This is a genomic window from Candidatus Methylolitoribacter marinus, assembly GCF_051853155.1.
In the GTDB taxonomy this organism is placed as follows: Bacteria; Pseudomonadota; Gammaproteobacteria; order Burkholderiales; family Methylophilaceae; genus BACL14.
In genome coordinates, this window is sequence record NZ_CP124221.1 from 645,369 (window position 1) to 665,181 (window position 19,813).

Here is a 19,813-nt window from a genome sequence, read left to right on the forward strand (position 1 = left end):
GTTATGACAAAACTTTTTAGTATATTAACTTTATTTATGATTACATTTGCTGTTAATGCTCAAGAATTAAAAATTGGTATTGTGGATGTGAATAAAATTTTGAAAGATGCACCACAAACCATTTCTGCCAATAAAAAATTAGAAAAAGAATTTAGCTCAAGAACTGAGAAATTAAAAACTAAGATTAAATCATTAGAAACTGATGGTAAGAAATTTCAAAAAGAATCTTTGACAATGTCTGATGACCAACGAGAAAAGGCAGATAGAGCTCTTCAGCAGAGAAGAATTGAAATTCAGAGAGATGAAAGAGAATTAAGGGAAGATATGGATCTTAGGAGAAGAGAGGAGATTGGAGATCTTCAGGAAAAAATTAACGTAACCATCGATAAAATGGCTGCAGACAGTGGCTATGATCTGATCTTATATAACGGAATAGCTTATGCCAGTGCAAAAGTTGATATGACTGATGATGTTATCAAAGCACTCGGCGGCGGTTCATCTAAAACAAAAGAAGGTTCAAAAGAGCCGAAAAACGATAAAACAACAGAACCGAAGAAAGATGCAAAAGAGTAAAAGATCGGTTGATGATATTAGTGCACTAATAAATGGAAAGGCCTCTGAAAAAGGCCTTTTTGTTTACGGTTTAAATTCTTTAGATTTGGCAGAAGAAGGCGACATCTCCTTTTTTGCTGGAAACAAAAAAAATACACCACTTTTGCTCAACACAAATGCTACTGTTGTAGTATTAAAACAAGATGATATTAATCACTGTAAAACCAATTATATTGTTGTAGATGATCCATATTTAGCATTTTCAAAGCTTTCAAATATTTTTGATTCTAAAAAAATAACAATTCCTTGTATTAAAGAATCCGTAAAAATTGGTATAAATTCCAACATACCGAAATCATCTTTTATAGATGATTATGTAATTATTGGTGACAATGTAAACATTGGGGCAAATGTTTCAATTTATTCTGGCGCAAAAATTGAGGACGATGTAATTATTGGTGATAATTCAGTCATTCAGCAAAATGTTGTTATCAAGAAAGGCACTAAGATTGGTAGAAATTGCACAATATTTCCTAACGCTACCATTGGTACTGATGGCTTTGGATACGCACAAGATAAAAACCAATGGGTAAAAATCAATCAGTTAGGCTCTGTTGAGATTGGAGACTTTGTTGATATCGGTTCCAATACCACCATTGATAGAGGAGCTATACAAAACACCATCATTCATGATGGAGTAAAGATTGATAATCAGGTCCAAATAGGTCATAACTGTATTATTTTAAAAAATACCATCATTGCAGGCTGCGTGGGTATCGCGGGCAGCACCGTTATTGGTGAAAACTGTAAAATCGGTGGTGCAGCAATGATTTTAGGTCATTTAGATATTGCACCTGATACAACAATATCACCGGGAACCATGATAGCTTCCTCAATCGCAAAAAAGGGTAAAACCTATACAGGATTTTTTCCATTTTTTGAAAAAAGTGATTGGATTAAAGTTACAATGTTTTTAAAAAGATTATTAAGAAAGTGAGATCAAAGATGCAACTGGATATTCATGAAATTCTAAATCACTTACCCCATAGATATCCTTTTGTCTTAATAGATAGAATTACTGATCTTAAGTTAAATGAAGAGATAACTGCCTTAAAAAATGTAACTATTAACGAACCATTTTTTCCAGGTCATTTTCCTTATCATCCGGTAATGCCAGGTGTTTTAATCGTTGAAGCAATGGCACAAGCTGCAGCTGTTTTGTCATTTAAAACAATGAATATACTTCCTACAGAGGATTCGGTTTACTATTTTGCTGGTATTGATAGCGTAAGGTTCAAAAAACCAGTTTCACCTGGCGATCAGCTTATTTTAAATGTTAAAATTGATAGGGTTTTGAAGGGGATATGGAAGTACAAAGGCCAAGCAAAAGTAGATGGTCAAATAGTTGCTGAAGCTGAAATGATGTGTATCTTAAAAAATATCTAAAAATAAATGTCAAAAAATATTCATTCAACTGCGATTATTGAAGATGGTGCAGATATCCATCCATCTGTAAAAATTGGTCCATACTCAATAATAAAGAAAAATGTATCAATTGGTGAAAATACAATCATTGGGTCTCATGTAGTTATTGATGGTGTAACTACAATCGGTAAAAATAATCATATTTTTTCTCATAATAGTATTGGTCAAGCCCCTCAGGATAAAAAATATAATAAGGAAGAAACAAAACTGAGAATAGGGGATTCAAACACAATAAGAGAATTTTGCACCATTAATACTGGAACAGTTCAAGATAATGGAATTACTCAGATAGGATCCAATAATTGGATTATGGCTTATGTTCATATTGCTCATGACTGTGTAATTGCTAATAATATAATTATGGCAAATAACTCTTCTTTGGCAGGTCATGTTGAAATTGGAGATTACGCAATACTTGGAGGCTTCACACTAGTGCATCAGTTTTGTAAGATTGGCTCGCATATTATGTCTGCGGTTGGGACTAAAGTCTTTAAAGACATACCCGACTTTTTAATGGTTCATGGAGAAAAAGCTTCACCAAGCGGACTAAATATTGAGGGTTTAAAACGGAGAAATTTTTCGTCAGATGATCTCAACGAGTTAAGAAAAGCCTATAAAATTATTTATAGAGAAAATAACACTGTCGATGAAGCTATAAAAATTTTAGACCAATCTAATAATAAAAATATTATGAAATTAACTAAATTTATCAAATCATCCCAAAGAGGAATAGTGCGTTAAATGAAAATAGCATTTGGTATCGGTGAGTTATCAGGTGATATTTTTGCTGCTTCTTTAATTAAATACATAAAATCAAACTACCCTGATATTCAGATTATTGGTATAACTGGACCAAATTGCTTTAAACAAGGTTTATTTTCAAAATTCAATATTAGCAGCCTATCAAAAAGAGGTTTTTTTGAAGTCTTATTCAACCTGAGAAAGTTAACCAAATTTAGAAGTAATTTTTTGCATTATTTGTATGCTGAAAAACCTGATATTTACATTGGTATAGACGCCCCTGATTTCAATTTTTATATCGAAAAAAAACTTAAATCCAAACATGTAAAAGTTTTTCATTATGTCTGCCCATCCGTTTGGGCTTGGAGATCATCTAGGATAAAAAAATTTAATTCATATTTCGATCATTTATTTACAATTTTTTTCCATGAAAAAAAATTTTTAAAAATATTTGGTTACAAGAGTCATACCTATGTAGGTCATCCTCTTGCAAATGAGATTCCTTTTAAGCCAAACTATAAAAAATCATTGGATAAGTTAAAAATTGACCATAAAGGAAAAATTATCGCTTTATTACCCGGGAGCAGAAACTCAGAAGTTTTATGGAATACAGAAGTATTGATTCAAACTGCAGAGAATGTGACAAAAAAATATAATAATTTATTATTTTTAATTCCTGTTACGTCCAAGGATAATTTAATTTTTATAAATAAAAAAATTTATGATTTAAATTTACAAAATATTAAAACTATTCACGGTCATTCTCATGACATTCTTAATGTGAGTGATGTAGCGATTATTGCTTCAGGGACAGCAACACTTGAAGCAGTTTTTTATAAAACGCCCCTGGTCGTTTTTTATAAATTATCATCGATTTCCTATTGGCTTTTTAAAATACTCCTGAAATCTAAATTTATTAGTTTGCCAAATATTCTTAGCGGAAAAAGTATTGTTCCAGAATTGATTCATAAAAAAGCCAATGTTGAGAATATATCCAATGAAATTGAGAGATTATTAAACCAAAGTGCTCTGAGAAATAAACAAACTGAAGAGTTTAAAAAGATACACAAAATGCATATGTTAAATACCAATGAACTAATATGTAAAAAGATATTTTCTAAATGAATATAGGGATTGATGAGGTTGGTCGTGGTTGTGTCGCAGGTCCAGTAGTTGCAGCAGCTGTGGTTATTGATGATTCCTTTGACGTTCTTGTCTCTGATTCAAAACTACTCTCTGCTAAGCGAAGAGAAATTTTAGATAAAGAGATAAAAAAAAAATGTATAGATTTTTCCATTTCCGTCATAAATTCTAAGACTGTGGATGAAATAAATATTCATAAAGCCTCTTTACTTGCTATGGAACAAGCGTATATTAATTTGCATCATCAATCTGGTTCAATTAAATGTGATGGAAAATTTCTTCCCAATATTGATGGGGTAGTAGCTCATATTAATGGTGATAAGTTATATACTGAGATCAGCGCAGCATCGATCATTGCAAAAGTTTATAGAGATCATTTAATGAATTATATTTCATTAAAATATCCTAATTACCATTTTGATAAACACAAGGGTTATTTAACTAAATTGCATTTAGAGGCTATAGATCAGTATGGACCGTGCAATATTCATAGACTATCTTTTAAGCCTTTTAGTTAACTAAAAAAATACACGGCTTCTTTTCAAACTGAATATTTTTTTTCTGCCAATCCTTAATGGTATTTGTAAGAATAAATTCATTATGGCCATTTATATCATAAGCTATACACACTAGATTGTCAGGATTTAAACTTTCCAATAAAAATTTGAATGTCTCATTATTTCTATGCGGTGTTTCAATAAAAATAAAAGTCTTTTTTAAATTTTTAATTGCATCATTTATACCACTTATAAATCTCTTTCTTTCATTTTTATCTATTGGAAGATACCCAACAAATTCAAAATTCTGACCATTAAAGCCGGAACAAGCAAGCGATGATAAAAGAGATGATTCTTGTGCGATAGTTTTTACTTTTATATTATTAAAATGACATTTAAGAACTAACTCTGATCCCGGGTCAGCTACTCCAGGGAGACCGCAGTCAGAAATTAATCCAACGTCACTACCTAATTTAAGAACATCAATAATTTCTTCATAATTTAAATGACTATTTTTGTTATTCTCAAAAAGCTTAAGCTCTTGAAGGGGCGTATTTAATGAAAGTTTTTTTAAAGAATTCCTAGCTGGTTTTTTATTTTCAACTACAAAATATTGAATATGATGAACATTTTTTTTTTGCTCTACCGTATAAAAATCATCTACATCTTCACTCAGTGGAGTAGGTACCACATACAAATACCCATCAGTTTTTGACATTAGATAATATTTCCATCAATTATAATTTTGGAAATCTTTATAAGCGGTAATCCAATAATGGATGTAGGATCATCATTTTTTATATACTCAAGTAGTGTGATTCCATAGGATTCAGATTTAATACTACCGACACAAAAATATGGCTCGTCTTTTTTAAGGTAGTTTTCTATTTCTGTATCATTGAGCTTTTTATATTTAGCAACAAATTCAGTGTAATCCTTAACAACAGAGTTTTGGTTCGTATTTAATATACAAAATGCACTAAAGAATTTAACTTCTTTACCGCTGAGAAATTGCAGCTGTTTGAATGCATTTTCATATGTCATTGGTTTTTGTAGGATGGTATTTTCAACTACTGCTGTTTGATCACAGCCGATAATAAGGGAATTAGGCCCTGAAGATTCTGCAACTTTATTTGCTTTCTCTTCTGATAGTCTCAGCGCCATATCTAAGGGGGATTCACTATCCCTTCTATCCTCATTGATATTAGGTGAAATAGATTCAAAATCTGAAACAATTCTTTTAAGCAGATCCCTCCTGTAAACAGATGAGGAGGCCAGAATTATTCTTATTTTCATAAAAATTTATGAATTAAGGTTGTATCTCAATTAAAGTGACATCGGGAGATATGCTTTGACCTTTGGAAATATGTATTCCAATCACTGTGCCTGATTTAGGAGCTTGGATTTCGTTTTCCATCTTCATTGCTTCAATAACAATTAGGGAGTCGCCAGCATTAACTTGATCGCCGATATTAACTTTAATATCAATAACTGTACCCGGCATAGCAGTTGTCACACATCCGTCATGTGTTGGCCTTAAGCTGTTTCCTGATTTAGAGTTATTGGAGTTGGATGTGGAATTTTCATTGTTACCTACCTGAACCATGTCAAGCGTTTCAATAAGAACTTCTTCAGAAATACCATCTACAACAACATGAAATGGCCTTTCATGTTGACCTGGATTTCCAGATCCAGTGAGTTTGATATGATAAGTTTCGCCATGCAGTGTTACATTAAATTCTGAAGGAGCATATTTGGCTGCGTTTGATTTTGACTCCTCTATATCAAGCAGCTCCTCTGGCTCAAGTGTACCTGCATTTCTTTCTTTAAGGAATGTGTTTGCTAGGTCTGGGAACATAGCATAAGTCAGCAAATCCTCTTCGGATTTCGCAATGTCTTCACATTTTACTTTGAGATTATTAATTTCTGGTTTCAATTTATCAGCTGGTCGGCAGGTCATTGGCTTTTCATCAGCTATAGCTTTTTTCATAACCTCTTGATTAATATCACCCAGCGCTTTTCCATACTCACCTAAAAAGTAATTTTTAACTTCGTTAGTAATTGATTTATATCTCTCACCTGTAATAATATTTAATGCTGCTTGTGTTCCAACAATCTGTGATGTTGGAGTAACAAGGGGAGGGTAACCTAAATCTTTTCTAACATTTGGAATTTCAGCGAGCACCTCATTCATTTTATCTAAAGCGCCTTGGTCTTTTAATTGACTAGATAAGTTTGATATCATTCCACCTGGAACTTGATTGATTAATACTCTTGGATCGAGGCCAGTAAATTCAGATTCAAATTGCCAATATTTTTTTCTAACATCTTTTAAATACGAAGTGATATTTTCAATTTTATCTAATTCAATTCCAGTTTCATAGCCAAGTTCATGCAGTCCTGCGATGACAGATTCTGTAGTTGGATGACTTGCTCCTTCAGAGAAACTTGAGTTGCAAGTATCAATCATAGTCGCGCCACATTCAACAGCAGTAAATAGGTTAGCTGTTGCCAAGCCTGAAGTTGCATGACTATGAATATGGATAGGCAATGAAATTTCTTTTGCAATACTTGTAACTAATTCTTTTGTTGATTTTGGGGTGAGTAAACCAGCCATATCTTTAATGGCTAAGCTATCGGCACCATGATTTTCAATTTCTTTAGCGAGTCCAGTAAAGTAATCCACGTTATGAAGAGGAGAGGTGGTATAACTAATTGCTACTTCCGCATGTTTTTTATATTTTTTTACTGAATCTAACGATGTTTGAATATTTCTTAAATCATTCATTGCATCAAAAATTCTAAAAACATCAACTCCATTGTCAGCCGATTTTTTTACAAAAAGATCCACTACATCATCTGAATAGTGTCTGTAGCCAAGCAGGTTTTGTCCGCGAAGTAACATTTGAATCCTGCTATTAGGTAAAGCATTTCTTAATTTTCTAAGTCTATCCCATGGATCTTCTCTTAAATATCGTACACAAGCATCAAAAGTAGCGCCGCCCCACGCTTCAATTGACCAAAATCCAAGATTATCGAGCTCACTACAAATAGGAAGCATATCCTCTGTTCTTAATCTGGTGGCAATATGGCACTGATGTCCATCTCGTAAAACTAATTCTGTGATATCAATTTTTTTCATAATTTACATACCTTCATGTGCGGCAATAGCAGCCGATATAGCAGCGGCGATAACATCTGGTGGAAGTTCGTCGTTAAAATCTGTTAATTCAGGGTGAGATGTTACAAACGAAGTATCAAATTCACCCGCTTTAAAACTTTCATTGTTTAAAATTTCTAAATAATACGGAATGGTGGTTTTAACACCATATATAATTAGATCATCAAGAGCACGTTTTCCACGTTGAACTACATCTTGCCAAGTGAGTGCCCAAACGGTCAGTTTAGCGCACATTGAATCATAATATGGTGGAATAACATAACCTGTATAAATTGATGCATCTGTTCTTACTCCGGGTCCTCCAGCAGCATAGTATCTCGTAATTTTACCAAAGGAGGGAAGGAATTCTTGTTTTGGATCCTCAGCATTAATCCTGAATTCAATAGCAAAACCTCTAAAATTGACATCATCTTGTTTGAACCTTAGTTGATGGCCAAAAGCAATTCTAATTTGCTCTTGAACAATATCAATTCCAGTTATAGATTCTGTAATAGTATGCTCAACTTGTAATCTGGTGTTCATTTCCATGAAATAGAAATTATCATCTTGGTCGAGAAGGAATTCTACGGTGCCGGCATTTTCATAACTCACAGCCTTAGCAGCTTTTACAGCTAGACAACCAATATAGTCTCTTTGTTCTTTTGATAACTGCGGGGAAGGGGCAATTTCAATAAGCTTTTGGTTTCTTCTTTGAATAGAACAATCTCTCTCAAATAAATGAATTGCATTTCCATGAGAATCAGCCAATATTTGGACTTCAATATGCTTTGGGGAAACAACACACTTTTCCATAAATAACTCAGGATTACCAAATGCTTTAGTAGCTTCTGAAATAACACGATCATAATTTGAAACTAATTCTTTATCGTTATCACATCTACGAATACCTCTACCACCACCACCATTTGTGGCCTTAAGCATCACAGGATAACCAATTTGATTTGCTAAAGATTGCGCCTCTTCAACACTGTTAATATTTCCATCACTTCCAGGCGTCACAGGAACTCCAGCTTCAATCATGGCTTTTCTGGCTTGTATCTTATCTCCCATCTTATGAATAATGCTACTTTCAGGACCGATAAATTTTATACCGCGCTTTGCACAAATGGCAGCTAATTCTGGATTTTCTGATAAAAACCCATAGCCTGGATGTATTGCATCACATCTTGCTGTTACTGCAATATTAACTATCCTATGGGCGTTTAAATAGCCTTTAAGAGGGTCATCACCAACAAAATATGACTCGTCAGCTTTTTTAACATGTAAAGCGTGTCTATCTGCATCAGAGAATATTGCCACGCTCGTAATGCCCATTTCTTTACAAGCACGAATAATGCGCACAGCAATTTCCCCACGGTTTGCAATTAAAATTTTATTAAACAAATCGTTTATCCGTAAAATTGATTGAATTTTGAATTTTTGATTATATCATGAGAGAAATATTTCAATAATAATTTAACATTTAATGAAGAATAATTACAATTTACAAAACTTTGATTTATATAGATTTATTGCAAAAAAAGAGAAGATATGTGATAAAATTCCGGTCTTTAAATTTAATCGAATATCAGATTTTAAATTTTCTGATAATGACAGCTTGTTTTATGATGTTTCGGTTTCAGAAGATCTCGGACAGTACTTCTTTAATCTAAATATAAATATCGATTTAAGGCTGTTATGTTGCCGCTGTTTGGAGGATGTTGAATTCACAGTTAAAACATCCAATCGTTACGAGCTAGTTCAGGCAATCGGTAAGTCGGAAAAGCATGTTATTGATGATATTAAAATTGAAATTATTGATAATTTTGATTTATTATCTTTCATTGAGGATGAGATTCTATTAGAATTGCCAACTTCACCAAAACATGCATTTAAGTGTAATTAATTAAGGAATAAATATGGCTGTTCAAAAGAGTAAAAAATCACCTTCAAGAAGAAATATGAAAAGGTCACATGATGGTCTTGATAATCCAGCTTTGGCAGTTGAGCCAACTACAGGAGAAATACATTTAAGACACCATGTATCACCAACAGGATTTTACAAAGGTAAAAAGGTTATTCAAGACAAACCTGAGTAATTGCATAAATGACAGTATCAATTTCTGTTGATGCAATGGGCGGTGATTTTGGACCCAAAATCACTGTTCCAGCTTCTTTAAAGTTTCTTAAATCACACCCTGATGCTTATATCACTCTGGTTGGTAATGAGTTAATAATAAAAAACTTTTTAAAAAAACCGATTGAATCTTTTGAGAGATTATCAATAGTTCATACAACACAATTCGTGACAATGGATGAGTCTCCTCAATCAGCCCTTAAAAATAAGAAAAACTCATCAATGCGACTAGCCATTAATTTGGTAAAAGAAGGATCAGCTGATGCTATTGTAAGCGCAGGCAATACCGGAGCCCTAATGGCTACGGGCAGATTTGTTTTAAGGATGTTGCCAGGCATTGATCGACCAGCTATTGCATCATTCCTTCCGAATCAAAAAGGTACATCTTGCATGTTGGATTTGGGAGCTAATGCTGATTGCACAAGCCATCATTTAACTCAATTCGCTATTATGGGATCCATTCTATCTTCTGTCATATCGAAAAAGAAAAGACCATCAATCGGTCTTTTAAATATTGGTTCAGAATCACTTAAAGGTAATGAAGTCACTAAAGAGACTTATGAGTTATTAAAAAAGAGTCACTTAAATTTTTATGGCAATGTTGAAGGAAATGATATTTTTAAAGGCACGACCGACGTTGTGGTTTGTGATGGTTTTGTTGGCAATATATCCCTAAAAACCACCGAGGGATTGGCAAAAATGTTTGCTGATTTTCTAGGGCAAGAATTCAAGAAAAATATTGGGACAAAATTTCTGGCATTATTTGCTCTTCCTGTTTTAAAAGCCTTTAAAAGAAGGCTTGATCCAAGGCGTTACAATGGCGCTGCATTTTTAGGAATAAATGGTATAGTTGTTAAGAGCCATGGAAGTGCTGATGCGTTCTCTTTTGAACATGCATTAATGACTGCCTATGAGGAGGCTAACAGTAAGATGATTGCTAAAATTTCCAAACAATTAAAGATAGATCAAAAACTAATCTAATCATGAGTTATTCAAAAATTGTTGCTACAGGATCCTTTTTGCCTAAAAAAATATTATCCAATACAGATCTTGAAAAAATTTTTGATACCTCTGATGAGTGGATTCGAACAAGAACAGGTATAGAACAAAGGCATATTGTGGACGATGATCAGTCCACTTCAGACCTTGCATATTTTGCTGCTTTTGATGCTATTGAAAAATCTTCTATCGATAAAAATGAAATCGACTTAATCATTGTTGCGACCACTACACCTGATAAAATTTTTCCGAGTGTTGCCTGTGCTGTCCAGCGAAAATTAGGTTTAAAAAATATTCCTGCCTTTGATGTTCAAGCTGTATGCAGTGGTTTTATATATGCTTTAACAACTGCCGATAGCTTTATTAAATCTAGCATGTATGAAAAAGTTCTTGTCATAGGGGCTGATTGCATGTCAACCATCACTGACTATACTGATCGTTCAAACGCAATTTTATGGGGTGATGGAGCAGGCGCAGTTATTCTAGAAGCATCAAAAGAGCCAGGTATTATTAAAAGCATTATTAATAGCAATGGAGAGTATGAGAACCTCTTGCATGTGCCTCGCAACCCTAAAGATAATAAACCCAATACAATAGAAATGCAGGGTAATGCTGTCTTTAAAATTGCAGTAAATACACTAGATCAGATTGTTGATGAAACTCTTCAAGGAACTAATTACTCAAAAAAAGATATTAATTGGCTTGTTCCTCATCAAGCTAATATCAGAATTCTTCAAGCAATAGCAAAAAAGCTAGATATGACAATGGATAAGGTGATTGTTACCATTAATAAACACGGCAATACATCAGCCGCATCTATTCCATTAGCACTCAATGAAGGTATTACTTCTGGAAGAATTAAGAAAGATCATATAATTTTAATGGAAGCTTTTGGTGGAGGATTTACCTGGGGCTCATCACTTATAAAGGTTTAGTATGAAAAGTGTCTTGTTATTTCCTGGACAAGGATCTCAATCAGTTGGAATGATGAATGGGTTTGATAGCTCAATAGTTAAAGAAACGTTTGCTTTGGGTTCAAATGTTTTTGGTGAAGATTTATTAGATTTAATAACATCGGATAATGACAAGATTAATCAAACAATATATACCCAGCCAATTATGTTCTTGTCCGGCTATACCACTTATTTATTGCTGAAAGAAAAAAAACCGAATTTTCAGATTGATTATGTAGCTGGTCACAGCCTCGGAGAGGTCACCGCTGCATGTGTAGCTGGGGTATTTTCAGTTGATACAGCAATCCAGATTGTTCAGAAAAGAGCGCAGCTGATGCAAAATGCCGTTCCTGTAGGAGATGGGGCTATGGCTGCGATTTTGGGTTTAGAGGATTCTGTTGTTGAGGAAATTTGCGATGCATTGCGATCAACTGGGGTGATTGAGCCAGTCAATTACAACTCACCAGGACAAATTGTAGTGGCAGGTGAAAAGAAATTGATTGAACAGTCTTTGGATAAATTTAAAGATAAGGGTGCAAAAAGAGCTCTTTTGCTTCCCGTGAGTGTTCCATCTCACTGCAGTTTAATGAAGCCGGCTGCTGAGGATTTTGGCAAATACTTAAATGATTTTGAGTTTAATAATGCAGATATTCCGATCATTCAAAATGTGTGTGCAACAGAAGTGATTGATAAAAGCCTGATAAAAGAAAACCTAGTGGCTCAATTGTTTAATCCTGTGAAGTGGACTGCGTCAATTCAATATTTAGAAAAACAAGGGGTGAGTAACTTTATTGAGTCGGGCCCTGGAAAAGTGCTATGGGGTCTAAACAGAAGAATTACTCAGTTAGAAGATAGTAAACATATTACAATCAATTCTGATGAAGTATTTAATGAATTATAAATATTAGAGATTAATTATGAAAAAAATAGCATTAGTAACAGGAGCTAGCAGAGGAATAGGTGCCTCAATTGCAGTTGAATTGTCTAAACAGGGATTTTTTACCATAGGTACAGCCACATCATCTCAAGGTGCGGAAATAATAGAAAAAAACTTTCAGAATCATAATTTAGAAGGCAAAGGTTATGTCTTAAATGTTAATGACAATACTTCAATTGCTGATTTAATTTCGACAATATCCAACAATCATGGCGACATTGATGTTTTAGTTAATAATGCAGGCATTACAAAAGATACTTTACTTATGAGAATGTCAGATGATGATTGGGATAGCGTCATACAGACTAATCTAAAATCTGTCTACAAATTATCTCAGGCTGTATTAAAGCCTATGATGAAAAAGAGGTCTGGAAGGATCATAAATATATCCTCAGTGGTTGGACATATGGGCAATGCTGGCCAAGTCAATTATGCAGCGACAAAGGCTGGTATTGCCGGCTTTACAAAATCATTAGCCCAAGAGTTAGGTAGCAGAAATATTACCGTTAATTGTGTTGCTCCAGGATTTATTGATACGGACATGACCAAGGGACTGAATGATGAGCATAAAGAGAAATTAATCAGCCTCATTCCTTTGTCTAGGCTGGGAAATCCGGAAGATGTCGCAAAGGCGGTTTGCTTTTTGGCATCTGATGATTCATCTTACATAACAGGCGAAACAATTCATGTCAATGGTGGCATGTTGATGGTGTAAAAAAAATGAACATTTTTGCATCAAAATTGATTCTTTTTGCTAAAATAGCGTTTTTTAATATTTAAGGGGTAATTAGATGTCTGACATCGAACAAAGAGTTAAAAAAATTGTATCTGAGCAATTAGGTACAGACGCAGCTAATGTAAAAAACGAATCATCTTTTATTGATGATTTAGGTGCGGACTCCCTCGACACAGTTGAATTGGTCATGGCTCTAGAAGAAGAGTTTGGTACAGAGATACCGGATGAACAAGCTGAGAAAATTACAACTGTTCAACAAGCCATTGATTACATCAATAACAATCAATAATTCCTAAAATGTCTCGCAGAAGAGTCGTTGTGACTGGACTGGGTTTGGTCACTCCTATTGGTATAGGGGTGAAAGACTCATGGAATAATGCTTTAAAAGGCGTTTCTGGCATAACTAAAATTTCAAAGTTTGATGCTAGCTCTTTTGCATCACAAGTTGCTGGAGAAGTGAAGGATTTCGATCCTAGCAAATACTTACCTCCAAAAGAAATTAGAAGAATTGATACCTTTATCCAGTATGGTTTAGTGGCGGGTATAGAAGCATTTAATGATTCCGGACTGGAAGTAAATGAAAAAAATGCTGAAAGAATTGGTGTTGCAATAGGTTCAGGTATTGGTGGTTTAGGTATGATTGAAAGCACCAATGATACTTTTGATGAATCTGGACCACGAAGAGTATCTCCATTCTTTATACCGGGAACCATTATTAATATGATTTCTGGCAATTTATCGATTATGTACGGGCTTAAAGGTCCAAATATTTCAATAGTTACCGCTTGCACTACTGGTACCCATTGCATCGGTGATGCTGCAAGAATGATTGAATATGGTGATGCAGATGTCATGGTTGCTGGTGGCTCAGAAGCAGCAATTACAGAGTTATCTGTCGCAGGCTTTGCTTCCGCTAAAGCGCTATCAAGTCGAAATGATGATCCAGCATCCGCGTCAAGACCATGGGATAAAGGTCGTGATGGATTTGTGATTGGAGAAGGAGCCGGAGTAATGGTGTTGGAAGAATATGAATCTGCAAAAAAACGTGGTGCAAAAATCTATGCTGAACTCTCTGGTTATGGGATGAGTGCAGATGCTTACCATATCACAGCTCCATCCACTGACGGGCCAAGAAGGTCAATGGCCAATGCTTTAAAGAATGCTAATTTAAATCCTCAAGATATTGGTTTTATAAATGCTCATGGTACTTCTACTCCATTGGGCGACATCAATGAAACCAATGCGCTAAAAGAGCTCTTTGGGGACCATGCATATCAATTAGCAGTTAATTCAACCAAATCAATGACGGGGCATCTCTTAGGGGGCGCAGGCGGCATTGAATCTATTTTCACAGTTTTAACTTTGCATCACCAAAAATCTCCACCAACCATCAATCTCATAGATCCTGATCCTGAATGTGATCTAGATTATGTTCCTAATGAGGCAAGAGACATTCAAGTTAAGGCTGCATTAAAAAATAACTTTGGTTTCGGTGGAACTAATGGTAGTTTGGTATTTAACACTATTTAATACTTATATAATAAGTTGTGAAAAATACACTTGTTAACGGAAAATTTACCAATCTAATTTCAATTAATGACCGAGGCTTTCAATTCGGGGACGGTGTGTTTAGAACATTTGTATGCAAAAATGGAAAGATACCTCACTTTAGTCAACATTATAAAAAATTAAAAAATGATGCAAAAATTATTGGCATCAAAATTCCAAAGAAAGATGATCTTTTAACAGATATTTTAAAGGTCTGTAATCAAACTAGTGTAAAAGTTGTCAAGGTAATTATCACGAGAGGCAACTCTAGCCGAGGCTATATGTACAATCGTTCCATCAAGCCCAATATTGTGATCCAATCCTATGACTTCGATCATAAGCGCCTCATTCAAAACCAAAAAGGTGTACTAGTTGAATCTGCCTATTTTCCAATCAATAAAAATATTATTTCTGAATTAAAACATCTTAATCGCATACTAAATGTTCTTGCCTTAGTAAATAAAAAAGGGGATATTATCGATCGAATTTTTCTGGATAGAAAAAACAGGGTCATTGAAGGTGCTTATCACTGCATTTTTTTTCGAAAAAAATCAAAATTTACTTTACCTAGCAATCTAGGATCTGGGCTCATTGGTGTCAGTCGACAACTCCTGATTGATTATTTAACTAAGAATAATGTGCCTTTCGATTTTCAATCTATTCATTATGATAAAGTGAATTGTTTCCAAGAAATGTATCTTATGAACTCTGTGTATGGAGTCATTCCGGTGAAAAAATATGATGATATTTGTTTTAATATTAATTCAGAAATTACGAGTGAGTTGAATACAAGGCTTAATTTTGATTATGCTCAAAAATAAATTATTAGCTTTTTTGTTTGATAAACATTATATATTTTATAGAATTATATTTGTTCTCATTTTTATTCTTCTCTCCATCCATTTATTATTCTTTAAAGTAAATATCACCGAAAATAATCAAGATTTTGAAATTGCAGATGGATCTACGCTTAATTCAGTCATCCAAATGTTTTATGACAACGACTTAATAGCTTCGACCTGGAGATTTAAATCTCTGTTCTACATTACTGGTAACCAGAATAATATTAAAAAGGGGAGTTATAGGCTAAAAGATGGAGATAGTTCTGTGGATCTTATTCGTATGATCACTCAGGGCTTAGAAACCACTCACGCAATTACATTTGTTGAGGGTCAAACTATGCAGCAGATATTTAATTTAATTAAAAAAAATCCAAATATAAAACAAACTGTCGATGAATATGACGAAGAAAAGATTTTAAAATTAATGAACATTGAGGCAAAAAGCCTGGAAGGCTTGGTTTATGCAGACACTTACTATTTCACAAAAAATACCACGGATATAGAGCTTCTTATAACAGCGCATAGCCATCTAGATAAGAAGCTTAAATTAGCCTGGAATCATCGTCAACAAAACCTGCCATATAATAATCAATATGAGGCTTTAATCATGGCGTCGATTATTGAAAAAGAAGTGGTTTTTTATGATGAAGCATCAGAGGTGTCAGGCGTTTTTGTAAACCGACTGAACATGGGAATGCCTTTGCAAAGTGATCCGACAGTGATTTATGGAATTAAAAAGTTTGATGGCAACATTAGAAAAAAAGATTTAAAAAAGGATCACCCTCATAATACTTATACCAGAAAAGAATTGCCGCCTACGCCAATATGTATTGTCAGTTATCAATCAATTAATGCCGCTTTAAATCCAGCAAAAACAAATGCATTGTATTTTGTATCAATGGGCAATCATCGACATAAATTTTCTGTTACTCTAGAAGAGCACAATGAAGCAGTAAATATATATCAAAGAAAAATTAAGAAAAAATAATGGCATATTTTATTACGGTTGAGGGAATTGATGGTGCAGGAAAATCAACTCACCTAGAATTTATTCAAAATTATCTCAATAAAAAAAATATTCAGAACAAACTCACTAGAGAACCTGGTGGCACCGACATTGGTGAAAAGTTAAGGCAATTATTATTACATGATGAAATGGATGTTGGTACCGAGACCATGATGATGTTTGCTGCACGACACGAACACATAATCTCTGTAATTCAACCTTCATTAAAATCAAATATTTCTATTGTCTGTGATCGATTCACCGATGCAACTTACGCATATCAGCAAGGAGGCAAAGGGATCGATCCTTCTTTTATAAAATCGCTAGAGCAATTAGTTCATCCAGGCCTCACTCCCGATCTCACTTTTTTATTTGATCTTGATCCGGATGCTGCACATTCTAGAATTTCGAATGAGCGCGACTTAGATAAATTTGAAAAACAATCGCTAACATTTTTTAATGGTGTTAGAAAAACTTACCTTGAATTAGCTAAAGCGCACTCAAGATTTCATGTGATTGATTCATCACAAACCATTGAACAAATACAAGATATTATTTCTATAAAATTAGATGAGTTATTCAAGTGATTAATTGGTTTGAACAATACCATTCTCCAGAATTTGTTTCTGATTTTCCTAAGACACAAACACATTTATTTGATGCTGAGAACGGCATTGGCGCAGATCTGTTAATAGAAAATTTACTACATAAGTTGTTGTGTGAAAACGTAACCAATGATAAACAGCCATGTAATGCTTGTCCTTCATGTCGCTATCTTATAGATGAGCATCCAAATATAAGACTAATTGACAACAATCCAGAATTAAAAAGTGATGTGATTACCATAGATCAAATTAGAGAATTGTCTTCTTTTATAGAGTTAGCCAGCACAAGTGAGCATGATAAAAAAATTATTTTTATTAAGAACGCTCATTATTTAACCTCAAGTGCAGCGAATGCATTATTAAAAAATCTTGAAGAGCCGCCTAATAATACATTCTTTATATTACTTACCTCGAATCTTCATAAAATATTACCTACTATTCGCAGTCGCTCAACGATCTACAAATTAACTTCACCTAGCAAGGTGCAATGCGAAGACTTTTTAAAAGAGAAACATCAAGAGGCGATCAAGTTTCTTGATTTAGCAGAGCACAAGCCATTTTTAGCAATTCAAATGGCTGATAATAAGGAATTAATTAACTCTATACTAAAGGTTTTTCTTCGTGGAAAAAGTTTCGATATGATGGATGTGAATGAAAATTTATTGGCTTCTGGTCCACAATTTTTTGTCGATCTGATGCAAAAATGGATTGTTGATCTAGCTCAATTCAAAGAATTTAAAACCATCTATTATTTCAAGAACTTACAAGATCAAATTGAACTTATCAGTAATCAACTTTCCTATAAAGAATTGTTAAATTTTTATAAAAAATTGATTGAGTATCGAAGGTTATCTGAAACAACAATTAATAAGTCGATTGCTCTTGATAACCTAATGATCGATTACAAAAGGATATTTGTTTAATGTACGTAGATTCACACTGTCATTTAAATTTTCCAGAGTTAAGAAGGAATTTACCGGAGATTCTGACTAATATGCAGGAGAATCAAGTTACACATGCACTTTGCGTAAGTGTGGAGATGGATAAGTTTCATGAAATAAATGAGTTGACCAAAAATCATGACAATTTATTTGCCTCAGTAGGGGTCCATCCTGATTATGAGGATATTATTGAGCCAACAGTCGATGAATTGGTCACGCTTGCTTCTAAAGATAAGGTAGTTGCTATTGGCGAAACAGGACTAGACTACTTTCGCTTGAAGGGAGATTTGGAGTGGCAACGGGATCGATTTAGAACGCATATTCGCGCAGCTAATGAGGCAAACTTACCACTGATTATTCATACGCGAGAAGCTCGCGAAGATACTATTCAAATTCTAAAAGAAGAGCTCAGGCCTGGTACTCGTGGAGTGCTTCACTGCTTTACCGAAACATACGAGATGGCCATGCAAGCGATTGAGTTGGATTTCTTTATCTCTTTTTCAGGCATCGTGACTTTTAAAAATGCTAAAGATTTAAAAGAAACGGCATCAAAAATTCCTTTAGAGCGGATGCTGATTGAAACAGACTCACCTTACTTAACTCCAGTTCCTTTCCGAGGTAAAACCAATGACCCATCAAAGGTCATCTACGTTGCGGAGGAAATTAGCCGATTGAAAGATATTTCGGTGGAGAATGTGGCGAATGTGACTACAACCAATTTTTTTGATCTATTTTCTAAGTGTAAACAATCGCAATGTTAGTCACGGTTTTAGGTGCGGGCTCAAGTGCAGGCACACCTGTAATTGGATGTGAGTGTGCGGTATGCCACTCCGACAATCCAAAAAATAAAAGGTCTCGATGCTCTTCGCTAATCAGCATGGATGACGGCACAAATATCTTAATTGATACTTCACCAGATTTTAAAATGCAAGCTATGCGCGAGTCCATCGATAAGATTGATGCAGTGTTATATACCCATCATCATGCCGACCATTGTCACGGCATGGATGACTTAAGGGCTTATTGTCAAAAGTATAAAAAAGCTATTCCAATTTTCGCGAATGAAAATACCATGGGTGAGCTTAAATTAAAGTTTCAATATGCGATTCGTGAGGAAACTAAGTTTTGGGAAACGCCCGTGTTACATGCTCATATAGTCAATCAAATGTTTAACGTAGGTAGTCATGAAGTTATTCCGCTGCCAGTGATTCATGGAAGGATGGAAATATTGGGTTATCGTATTGGTAATTTTGCTTACATAACCGATGTATCCGAAATACCTGATTCAACACTAGAGTTATTAGAAGGAGTCGATACATTAATGTTAGATTGTTTGCGGTTTGAACCACATTTCTCTCATTATGGTTTTAAACAAAGTTTAGCTATGGCTGAAAAGATCAACCCAAAACGAACTTTTTTAATTCATATGACTCATGATATAGAGTATGATGCTGTTTCTGAATCTTTACCAAAGCATGTTTTTCTTGCATACGATGGGTTAAAATTAGAAATTAAAAATAATTAGAAGGTA

The 19,813-nt window shown here is 34.2% G+C and carries 24 protein-coding genes; 20 read left to right on the forward strand and 4 right to left on the reverse strand.

The features are described from left to right. Nucleotides 1–3 precede the first annotated feature (3 nt). The 6 genes from QFA95_RS03415 to QFA95_RS03440 are packed head-to-tail and all read left to right on the forward strand — an operon-like array spanning nucleotide 4 to nucleotide 4,439. Nucleotides 4–573: an OmpH/Skp family outer membrane protein gene (locus tag QFA95_RS03415; protein WP_486462141.1), complete on the forward strand. Its 570-nt coding sequence runs from the start codon at nucleotides 4–6 to the stop codon at nucleotides 571–573. Continuing rightward, on the forward strand, nucleotides 560–1,549 hold the full coding sequence (gene lpxD / locus QFA95_RS03420; RefSeq protein ID WP_486462142.1) for a UDP-3-O-(3-hydroxymyristoyl)glucosamine N-acyltransferase: 990 nt from the start codon (nucleotides 560–562) through the stop codon (nucleotides 1,547–1,549). The genes QFA95_RS03415 and lpxD overlap by 14 nt, the downstream gene beginning before the upstream one ends. 8 nt (nucleotides 1,550–1,557) lie before the next feature. Further along, nucleotides 1,558–1,998: a 3-hydroxyacyl-ACP dehydratase FabZ gene (gene fabZ / locus QFA95_RS03425; protein ID WP_486463447.1), complete on the forward strand. Its 441-nt coding sequence runs from the start codon at nucleotides 1,558–1,560 to the stop codon at nucleotides 1,996–1,998. A 6-nt stretch (nucleotides 1,999–2,004) separates the two neighbouring features. Continuing rightward, a complete protein-coding gene (gene lpxA / locus QFA95_RS03430) occupies nucleotides 2,005–2,778 on the forward strand; it encodes an acyl-ACP--UDP-N-acetylglucosamine O-acyltransferase (protein ID WP_486462143.1) in 774 nt (257 codons plus the stop codon). After that, complete coding sequence (gene lpxB, locus QFA95_RS03435; protein ID WP_486462144.1) at nucleotides 2,779–3,903, forward strand: lipid-A-disaccharide synthase; 1,125 nt, start codon at nucleotides 2,779–2,781, stop codon at nucleotides 3,901–3,903. Continuing rightward, the gene (locus QFA95_RS03440; RefSeq protein WP_486462145.1) at nucleotides 3,900–4,439 is read left to right on the forward strand and encodes a ribonuclease HII; all 540 of its coding nucleotides are present in this window, start codon (nucleotides 3,900–3,902) and stop codon (nucleotides 4,437–4,439) included. Before lpxB ends, QFA95_RS03440 begins: the two co-directional genes overlap by 4 nt. Here QFA95_RS03440 and QFA95_RS03445 read toward each other — a convergent pair. The 4 genes from QFA95_RS03445 to QFA95_RS03460 are packed head-to-tail and all read right to left on the reverse strand — an operon-like array spanning nucleotide 4,432 to nucleotide 8,982. Further along, a complete protein-coding gene (locus QFA95_RS03445) occupies nucleotides 4,432–5,136 on the reverse strand; it encodes an SAM-dependent methyltransferase (protein WP_486462146.1) in 705 nt (234 codons plus the stop codon). The genes QFA95_RS03440 and QFA95_RS03445 overlap by 8 nt on opposite strands. Beyond that, complete coding sequence (locus tag QFA95_RS03450; RefSeq protein ID WP_486462147.1) at nucleotides 5,136–5,714, reverse strand: Maf family protein; 579 nt, start codon at nucleotides 5,712–5,714, stop codon at nucleotides 5,136–5,138. The genes QFA95_RS03445 and QFA95_RS03450 overlap by 1 nt, the downstream gene beginning before the upstream one ends. A gap of 13 nt (nucleotides 5,715–5,727) precedes the next feature. Further along, nucleotides 5,728–7,560, reverse strand: coding sequence for a sodium-extruding oxaloacetate decarboxylase subunit alpha (oadA, locus tag QFA95_RS03455; protein ID WP_486462148.1), 1,833 nt, complete (start codon nucleotides 7,558–7,560; stop codon nucleotides 5,728–5,730). A gap of 3 nt (nucleotides 7,561–7,563) precedes the next feature. Further along, on the reverse strand, nucleotides 7,564–8,982 hold the full coding sequence (locus tag QFA95_RS03460) for an acetyl-CoA carboxylase biotin carboxylase subunit (protein ID WP_486462149.1): 1,419 nt from the start codon (nucleotides 8,980–8,982) through the stop codon (nucleotides 7,564–7,566). 82 nt (nucleotides 8,983–9,064) lie between these two features. Between QFA95_RS03460 and QFA95_RS03465 the strand changes: the two genes are divergently transcribed. From QFA95_RS03465 to QFA95_RS03530, 14 genes are all read left to right on the forward strand, one after another. Continuing rightward, on the forward strand, nucleotides 9,065–9,484 hold the full coding sequence (locus QFA95_RS03465; protein ID WP_486462150.1) for a YceD family protein: 420 nt from the start codon (nucleotides 9,065–9,067) through the stop codon (nucleotides 9,482–9,484). 13 nt (nucleotides 9,485–9,497) lie between these two features. After that, complete coding sequence (gene rpmF / locus QFA95_RS03470; protein WP_486462151.1) at nucleotides 9,498–9,677, forward strand: 50S ribosomal protein L32; 180 nt, start codon at nucleotides 9,498–9,500, stop codon at nucleotides 9,675–9,677. An 8-nt stretch (nucleotides 9,678–9,685) separates the two neighbouring features. After that, nucleotides 9,686–10,696 carry a phosphate acyltransferase PlsX gene (plsX, locus tag QFA95_RS03475; protein ID WP_486462152.1) on the forward strand — a complete coding sequence of 337 codons (1,011 nt, stop codon included), beginning with the start codon at nucleotides 9,686–9,688 and terminating at the stop codon, nucleotides 10,694–10,696. A 2-nt stretch (nucleotides 10,697–10,698) separates the two neighbouring features. Further along, nucleotides 10,699–11,649, forward strand: coding sequence for a beta-ketoacyl-ACP synthase III (locus tag QFA95_RS03480; protein ID WP_486462153.1), 951 nt, complete (start codon nucleotides 10,699–10,701; stop codon nucleotides 11,647–11,649). 1 nt (nucleotide 11,650) lies between these two features. Beyond that, nucleotides 11,651–12,568, forward strand: a complete 918-nt coding sequence (gene fabD, locus QFA95_RS03485; RefSeq protein WP_486462154.1) for an ACP S-malonyltransferase — start codon at nucleotides 11,651–11,653, stop codon at nucleotides 12,566–12,568. A gap of 16 nt (nucleotides 12,569–12,584) precedes the next feature. After that, the gene (gene fabG, locus QFA95_RS03490) at nucleotides 12,585–13,319 is read left to right on the forward strand and encodes a 3-oxoacyl-ACP reductase FabG (RefSeq protein ID WP_486462155.1); all 735 of its coding nucleotides are present in this window, start codon (nucleotides 12,585–12,587) and stop codon (nucleotides 13,317–13,319) included. A gap of 76 nt (nucleotides 13,320–13,395) precedes the next feature. Then, nucleotides 13,396–13,629 carry an acyl carrier protein gene (gene acpP, locus QFA95_RS03495; RefSeq protein WP_009852465.1) on the forward strand — a complete coding sequence of 78 codons (234 nt, stop codon included), beginning with the start codon at nucleotides 13,396–13,398 and terminating at the stop codon, nucleotides 13,627–13,629. An 8-nt stretch (nucleotides 13,630–13,637) separates the two neighbouring features. Then, on the forward strand, nucleotides 13,638–14,870 hold the full coding sequence (gene fabF, locus QFA95_RS03500) for a beta-ketoacyl-ACP synthase II (protein ID WP_486462156.1): 1,233 nt from the start codon (nucleotides 13,638–13,640) through the stop codon (nucleotides 14,868–14,870). A 17-nt stretch (nucleotides 14,871–14,887) separates the two neighbouring features. Then, the gene (gene pabC, locus QFA95_RS03505; RefSeq protein WP_486462157.1) at nucleotides 14,888–15,709 is read left to right on the forward strand and encodes an aminodeoxychorismate lyase; all 822 of its coding nucleotides are present in this window, start codon (nucleotides 14,888–14,890) and stop codon (nucleotides 15,707–15,709) included. Continuing rightward, nucleotides 15,696–16,718, forward strand: coding sequence for an endolytic transglycosylase MltG (gene mltG, locus QFA95_RS03510; protein ID WP_486462158.1), 1,023 nt, complete (start codon nucleotides 15,696–15,698; stop codon nucleotides 16,716–16,718). The genes pabC and mltG overlap by 14 nt, the downstream gene beginning before the upstream one ends. Beyond that, nucleotides 16,718–17,323 (forward strand): dTMP kinase, encoded by a 606-nt coding sequence (gene tmk, locus QFA95_RS03515; RefSeq protein WP_486462159.1) that lies wholly within the window; start codon nucleotides 16,718–16,720, stop codon nucleotides 17,321–17,323. Before mltG ends, tmk begins: the two co-directional genes overlap by 1 nt. Next, nucleotides 17,320–18,264: a DNA polymerase III subunit delta' C-terminal domain-containing protein gene (locus QFA95_RS03520; protein ID WP_486462160.1), complete on the forward strand. Its 945-nt coding sequence runs from the start codon at nucleotides 17,320–17,322 to the stop codon at nucleotides 18,262–18,264. The genes tmk and QFA95_RS03520 overlap by 4 nt, the downstream gene beginning before the upstream one ends. After that, complete coding sequence (locus QFA95_RS03525; RefSeq protein WP_486462161.1) at nucleotides 18,264–19,043, forward strand: TatD family hydrolase; 780 nt, start codon at nucleotides 18,264–18,266, stop codon at nucleotides 19,041–19,043. The genes QFA95_RS03520 and QFA95_RS03525 overlap by 1 nt, the downstream gene beginning before the upstream one ends. Beyond that, nucleotides 19,037–19,807 (forward strand): MBL fold metallo-hydrolase, encoded by a 771-nt coding sequence (locus tag QFA95_RS03530; RefSeq protein ID WP_486462162.1) that lies wholly within the window; start codon nucleotides 19,037–19,039, stop codon nucleotides 19,805–19,807. Before QFA95_RS03525 ends, QFA95_RS03530 begins: the two co-directional genes overlap by 7 nt. Nucleotides 19,808–19,813: the final 6 nt, after the last annotated feature.